The sequence below is a fragment of the Labrys sp. (in: a-proteobacteria) genome (genome assembly GCF_047605565.1).
In the GTDB taxonomy this organism is placed as follows: domain Bacteria; phylum Pseudomonadota; class Alphaproteobacteria; order Rhizobiales; family Labraceae; genus Labrys; species Labrys neptuniae.
This window is the reverse complement of sequence record NZ_JASGFM010000084.1, coordinates 1-6,634: the sequence shown is the minus strand read 5'-3', so window position 1 is coordinate 6,634 and position 6,634 is coordinate 1. Positions and strand designations below refer to the sequence as shown.

Sequence of the window (6,634 nt, the reverse complement as noted above, 5' to 3'; positions counted from 1 at the left end):
GCCTGTTCTCGATGAACGAGCAGGGCGTGCAGGGCGCGATCTTCCAGATGATCTCCCATGGCATCGTCTCGGGTGCGCTGTTCCTGTGCGTCGGCGTGGTCTATGACCGCATGCATACCCGCGAGATCGCGGCCTATGGCGGCCTCGTCAATCGCATGCCCTGGTATGCGCTGGCCCTGATGGTGTTCACCATGGCCAATGTCGGCCTGCCCGGCACGTCCGGCTTCGTCGGCGAGTTCCTCACGCTGGTGGGTGCCTTCTCGACCAACACCTGGGTGGCTTTCTTCGCCACCTTCGGCGTGATCCTGTCGGCGGCCTATGCACTCTGGCTCTATCGCCGCGTCGTCTACGGCGCGCTGGAAAAGCCGAGCCTGGCCGGCATCGCCGATCTCACCGGCCGGGAGTTCATCATCCTGGCCCCGCTGGTGCTGCTCACGATCTATTTCGGTGTCTATCCCAAGCCGATCCTGAACATGAGCGAAGCCGCCGTCACCCATCTCATCCAGGCGGCGAAAGCTGCCAGCGTTGCGCTTAACTGATCCGAAGGCGAGCCATGTCTGCTTCTGAAATTGCAACGGCGCTTCCGGAAATCGTTCTGGTCCTCGGCGCCATCGCTCTGCTGATGATCGGTGTCTTCTCGGCGCCGCGCGGCTACGGCATGGTCACCACCCTTTCGGTGGTGTTGCTGGCCGTGGTCGCGGTGCTGGTGGCCATGAGCACCGATGGCAAGGCCTTCAACGGTTCCTTCAGCGTCGATGCCTTCGCCCGCTTCACCAAGATCCTGGTCCTGATCGGCTCTGGAACGGCGATCGTGATGTCGAGCGACTTCCTGCGCTCGCGCGGCATCGAGAAGTTCGAATATCCGGTGATGATCCTGCTGGCCACCACCGGCATGATGATGATGCTGTCGGCCAACGACCTCATCGCCCTCTATATCGGGCTGGAATTGCAGTCGCTGGCCCTCTACGTCATCGCTTCCATCCATCGCGACGACCTGAAGTCCACCGAGGCGGGCCTCAAATATTTCGTCCTCGGCGCGCTCTCCTCGGGCATGCTGCTCTATGGCGCATCGCTGATCTACGGTTTCGCCGGCACCGTGTCGTTCACCGGCATCGCTGCTGCGGTGCAGGGGCATGTCGGCCTCGGCCTCGTCTTCGGCATTGTCTTCCTGCTGGCCGGCCTGGCCTTCAAGATCTCGGCCGTGCCCTTCCATATGTGGACGCCCGACGTCTATGAGGGCGCGCCCACGCCGGTGACCACCCTGTTTGCCGGTGCGCCGAAGATTGCCGCCATGGGGCTGCTGGTCCGCGTGATCATCACCTCCTTCCCGGCAGCGCTTGCCCAGTGGCAGCAGATCGTGGTGTTCATCGCCATCGCCTCGATGGCCCTTGGTTCCTTCGCGGCGATCGGCCAGAGCAACATCAAGCGCCTGATGGCCTATTCGTCCATCGGCCATATGGGCTTTGCCCTGGTCGGCTTGGCTGCAGGGACCTCGGAGGGCGTGCAGGGCGTGCTGATCTATCTGGCGCTCTATCTGGCCATGACCATCGGCACCTTTGCCGTGATCCTGTCGATGAAGCGCAGGGGCGCCTATGTCGAGAGTGTCAGCGATCTCGCCGGCCTGTCGAGCAAGCAGCCGATCATGGCCTATGCGCTCGCCGCGCTGATGTTCTCGCTGGCGGGCATTCCTCCGCTCTCCGGTTTCTGGGCCAAGTGGTATGTGTTCGTCGCCGCCGTGCATCAGGGCCTGTGGCCGCTGGCAATCCTCGGCGTGCTCTCCAGCGTGGTGGGGGCCTTCTATTACCTGCGCATCATCAAGGTGATGTTCTTCGACGAGCCCGCCGAGGAGTTCGAGCCGATGTCGGCTTCGCTCGCCGGGGTGCTTGCCATCGCTACCATCGTGACGGTGTTCTTCATTGTCTGGCCGACTCTGGTGACCGGTCCGGCCGCGGCTGCGGCCGCCTCGCTCCTGCCCTCGGGCTGATGCAAGCAGGGGCAATGAAACGCGGCCGATGAAACTTGGAGTTCAGGCACAGGCGGCAGGCTTCCGTCATCTACACTTCGACTCGATTGGTTCGACCAATGTCGAAGCTCTGCAGCGCGGACAGGACCGCCTGTGGGTGACGGCCGGCGAGCAGGTCTCCGGCAAGGGGCGGCGCGGCCGCCCCTGGAGCTCTCCGCAGGGCAATCTCTATGCCTCGCTGCTGCTGGTCGATCCCGCCGAACCGCGGCGGGCGGCTGATCTTTGTTTCGTTGCCGCCCTGGCGCTCAGCGATGCGGTGCTCGCCACCGCGCCGCGTGCCGCCGCGGCGCTGGCCCTGAAATGGCCCAATGACGTCTTGATCGGCGGCGCCAAGCTCGCCGGTATCCTGGTCGAAGGCGCCCATGCCGGCGGTGGTTTTTCGGCGGTGATAGGCTGCGGGGTCAACATCGCCAGCCATCCCGAAGGCACGCCCTATCCGGCCACGCATCTTGCGGCGAGCGACGCCGCCATCAATGTCGAGAGCTTTTTCGTGGCGCTGACGGACGGCTTTGCCCGGCGTCTGGAGCAATGGCAGCGCGGTGCCGGCTTTGCCGCCATCCGCGAGGCCTGGCTGCAGCGCGCTGCCGGGCTCGGACGCCGCATCGTCGTGCGCCTGCCCTCGGGCGACATCGATGGCGTGTTCGAGGCTCTCGACGCCGAAGGCGTACTGATCCTGCGCGACGATGCCGGGGCGCGACGTGAAATTTCGGCGGGCGAGATCTTCTTTCCGGGCCTGGTCCCTTGAGCAAAGCGCGTTTGGGGGAAACGCTCTTTTGCTCGAACTCTTTCGTACGACACGTCTTTGCGATTCTTGGTGATTCCGCCGGATCGCAAAACGCTTTAATTCATCCGATTCATGAAGAGTTTGGCTGCCTTCGTTGCAGCCTGATGCGAATAATGGGGCCAACGCGCCCGTAAGGAACCAAACATGGCACGCGATACCTCCGACCTCGTCTTCTGCGCCCTCGGCGGCATTGGCGAGATCGGCATGAACATGGCGCTTTACGGCTATGGCCCGGCGAATAAGCGTCAATGGCTGATGGTCGATTGCGGCGTGTCGTTTGCCGACGACAACCTGCCGGGCGTCGACCTCGTCATGCCCGATACCCGCTTCATCGAGGCGCAGCGCAAGAATTTGACGGGCATCGTGATCACCCATGCGCATGAGGATCATTTCGGCGCACTCATCCATCTTTGGCCGAAACTGCAGGTGCCGGTCTATGCCACCAAGTTCACCGCGGCCCTGCTGGAGGCCAAGCGCCTGCACGATCCCGATGCGCCCAAGATCGATCTGCGCATCATCCCCTCCCAGGCGCGATTCACGCTGGGGCCGTTCGACATCGAATTGATCAATGTCGCCCATTCCATTCCAGAGTCGAATGCGCTGGCGATCCGCACCCCTGCGGGCATGGTCGTCCACACCGGTGACTGGAAGATCGACGAGACGCCGGTGATCCCGCCCACGACCGATGCCGCACGGCTCAAGGCATTGGGGGATGAAGGCGTGCTGGCCCTGGTCTGCGATTCCACCAATGCAATCCGCGACGGGCGTTCTCCCTCCGAGCGCGACGTCGCCAAGAATCTGGCGGAGATCATCGGCGCGAGGAAGGGCAGGGTGGCCGTCACCACCTTCGCTTCCAATGTCGGGCGCATTCGTTCGATCGCCGAAGCCGCCATGGCGAACGACCGCAGCGTGGTGATCGTCGGCCGGGCCATGGAGCGGGTTTGCCAGGTCGCGCGCGAATGCGGCCTGCTCGACGGCATTCCCGATTTCCTGAGCCCGGAAAGCTACGGCTTCCTGCCGCGGGAGAAGGTGGTCGCCGTGCTCACCGGCAGCCAGGGCGAGCCCCGCGCTGCGCTGGCGCGCATCGCCCGGGGCGAGCACCCTGAGGTCACGCTGGCCAAGGGCGATACGGTGATCTTCTCCTCGCGCACCATTCCGGGCAATGAGAAGGCCGTCGGCAACATCATCAACGGCCTGGTGCGGCAGGGGGCGGAGATCGTCACCGATCGCAACCAGCTCGTGCATGTCTCCGGCCATCCGCGGCGCGGCGAACTCACCGACATGTATCACTGGACGCGGCCGAAGATCGCCATTCCCGTGCATGGCGAAGCCTGGCACTTGGCCGAACATGCCGAACTCGCCCGTTCGCTCGGCGTGCCTGAAGTCGTCGCGGCCGGTGACGGCCAGATCATCGCGTTGCGCGAAGGTGATACCAAGGTGGTGGACGAGGCGCCGACCGGGCGCATCTGCCTCGATGGTGACGTGCTGATCAACGCTTCCGAGGAGACTATCCCCCAACGTCGGCGCCTGTCCTGGTCCGGTGCTGTCTCGGTTGCGCTCGCTCTGTCCGAGAAGGGCGAGATCGTCAACGAGCCGGATGTGAAATTCTCCGGCCTGCCAATGCGTGTCGGTGATGGTCGCCTGATGGACGACGTCATCGCCGATGCCGCCCTGCTGGTGATCGACAGTCTGCCCAAGCCCAAGCGACGCGATCCCGACGCGGTCGAACTGGCGGTGGAGCGCGCCGTGCGCTCGGCTGTGAACGCAGTGTGGGGCAAGAAGCCTGTTTGTCATGTGATCGTGCTGGTGGTCTGATAGCCGGCCTGGGTTTGCAGGATGGAATCGCGCCATGACAGTTGCAGATCGAGCCAGCACCCGCACCCGCCGTAAATCCGTCGATGCCGAGGAAGAGCGTAACGGTTTTCAGCGCATCGCCCTGCTGTTGCAGGGCGGGGGCGCGCTCGGTGCCTATCAGGCCGGTGCCTATCAGGCGCTTGAAGAGGGAGGCGTCCAGCCCAACTGGATCGCCGGTATTTCCATCGGTGCCATCAACGCGGCTCTGATCGCCGGCAATGCCCCCGGCGAACGTGTCGCCAAGCTTCGGCGCTTCTGGGAGATGGTGAGCGACCCGCCCTTCGAACCGGCTCTCGAATGGGTCCGCCTGTTCGCCCGGGAGGGCGACCGCCAGCACAAGCTGGTGAACCAGGTCCTGGCCGGCCAGGTTCTGCTGAAGGGAGCGCCGAAATTTTTCGAGCCGCGCTTTCCGCCGCCCTATTTCATGCCGGCCGGTTCCATCGGCGCCACCAGTTTCTATGATACCGCACCCCTGAAGCAGACTCTGCTGCAGCTGGTCGATTTCGATCGGCTCAACAGCGGCGAGACCCGCTTTGCGGTTGGAGCGGTCAATATCGCCAGTGGCAATTTCGCCTATTTCGACAATGGCAACGGCACGGCGCGCATCACGCCGGAACATATCATGGCAAGTGGCGCTCTGCCGCCCGGTTTCCCGCCGATCGAGATCGACGGGCAATTCTATTGGGATGGCGGCCTGGTCTCGAACACGCCCCTGCAATGGATCCTGGAGCAGCAGGATCTCGATACGATCGCCTTCCAGGTCGATCTGTGGAATGCCCGCGGCGACATCCCCAAGGACATGGCCGAGGTCGAGGTCCGGCAGAAGGAGATCCAATATTCCAGCCGCACGCGGGCGGCGACCACCCGCGCTCGTGAACGCCAGCGCCTTCGTGGCGCACTCAAGCGCATCCTGGCGGAATTGCCGGCGGATTTCGGCCTGGAGGACGATGTCGAACTGCTCAGCAAGGCAGTCGAGCGCAAGGCCTGTAATATCGTGCAGCTGATCTACAGGGCCCGCAAATATGAAGGGGCCAGCAAGGATTATGATTTCTCCCGCCTGATGATGGAGGAGCATTGGGCTTCAGGCTACGAGGATGCCCGCCATGCCCTCGGCCATCCGGAGATCTTTCGCAAGCCCCGCAATGTGGAGGCCTTCGCCAGCTACGATTTCGGCGGAAGCTAGCGCCCCTGGGATCGCGGGCGTCTCGTCTGCCCTTGGAAACATCGAATTTGCCGGAAAGGAAGATGCAGGCGAGACGCCTGCCGTCTCAGGCGGAAACATGCTTGCCATTGTCGGCTTGGCGGCTCATATACGATCGCTTTCCCGCCTGATTTAACGAACGCACCAGAGACGCCGATGCCTGCCTATCGTTCCCGTACCACCACCCATGGCCGCAATATGGCCGGTGCCCGTGGCCTCTGGCGCGCCACCGGCATGAAGGACGGGGATTTCGGCAAGCCGATCATCGCTGTCGTCAACTCCTTCACCCAGTTCGTGCCCGGCCATGTCCATCTCAAGGATTTGGGACAGCTGGTGGCCCGCGAGATCGAACAGGCCGGCGGCGTCGCCAAGGAGTTCAACACCATCGCGGTGGATGACGGCATCGCCATGGGCCATGACGGCATGCTCTACAGCCTGCCTTCGCGCGAACTCATCGCCGACAGCGTGGAATATATGGTCAACGCCCATTGCGCCGATGCGATGGTCTGCATTTCGAACTGCGACAAGATCACCCCCGGCATGCTGATGGCCTCGCTGCGCCTCAACATTCCCACGGTGTTCGTGTCCGGCGGGCCGATGGAGGCCGGCAAGGTCGTCCTCGGCGGCCAGAAGAAGGCGCTCGATCTCGTCGACGCCATGGTCGCGGCCGCCGACGACAAGGTCTCGGACGAAGACGTCAAGGTGATCGAGCGCTCGGCCTGCCCGACCTGCGGCTCCTGCTCGGGCATGTTCACCGCCAACTCGATGAACT

6 protein-coding genes are annotated in these 6,634 nt (G+C 63.6%); all 6 read left to right on the top strand.

Annotated features, from left to right (window positions below; translation table 11 throughout):
* The coding region (locus QM672_RS32515) for a proton-conducting transporter membrane subunit (RefSeq protein WP_415087376.1) at window positions 1-539 on the top strand (539 nt) is incomplete at its 5' end.
* 14 nt (window positions 540-553) lie between these two features.
* Complete coding sequence (nuoN, locus tag QM672_RS32510) at window positions 554-1,984, top strand: NADH-quinone oxidoreductase subunit NuoN (RefSeq protein WP_311938202.1); 1,431 nt, start codon at window positions 554-556, stop codon at window positions 1,982-1,984.
* A 28-nt stretch (window positions 1,985-2,012) separates the two neighbouring features.
* Window positions 2,013-2,768 carry a biotin--[acetyl-CoA-carboxylase] ligase gene (locus QM672_RS32505; protein WP_311938204.1) on the top strand — a complete coding sequence of 252 codons (756 nt, stop codon included), beginning with the start codon at window positions 2,013-2,015 and terminating at the stop codon, window positions 2,766-2,768.
* 183 nt (window positions 2,769-2,951) lie between these two features.
* On the top strand, window positions 2,952-4,622 hold the full coding sequence (locus QM672_RS32500; RefSeq protein WP_415087375.1) for a ribonuclease J: 1,671 nt from the start codon (window positions 2,952-2,954) through the stop codon (window positions 4,620-4,622).
* 34 nt (window positions 4,623-4,656) lie between these two features.
* Window positions 4,657-5,844: a patatin-like phospholipase family protein gene (locus QM672_RS32495; RefSeq protein WP_415087374.1), complete on the top strand. Its 1,188-nt coding sequence runs from the start codon at window positions 4,657-4,659 to the stop codon at window positions 5,842-5,844.
* A gap of 174 nt (window positions 5,845-6,018) precedes the next feature.
* The coding region (locus QM672_RS32490; RefSeq protein WP_415087373.1) for a dihydroxy-acid dehydratase at window positions 6,019-6,634 on the top strand (616 nt) is incomplete at its 3' end.

Coding starts and splice junctions, on each gene's coding strand:
- QM672_RS32500 (WP_415087375.1), top strand. CDS start 2,952: ATGGCACGCGATACCTCCGACCTCGTCTTCTGCGCCCTCGGCGGCATT.
- QM672_RS32505 (WP_311938204.1), top strand. CDS start 2,013: ATGAAACTTGGAGTTCAGGCACAGGCGGCAGGCTTCCGTCATCTACAC.
- QM672_RS32495 (WP_415087374.1), top strand. CDS start 4,657: ATGACAGTTGCAGATCGAGCCAGCACCCGCACCCGCCGTAAATCCGTC.
- nuoN (WP_311938202.1), top strand. CDS start 554: ATGTCTGCTTCTGAAATTGCAACGGCGCTTCCGGAAATCGTTCTGGTC.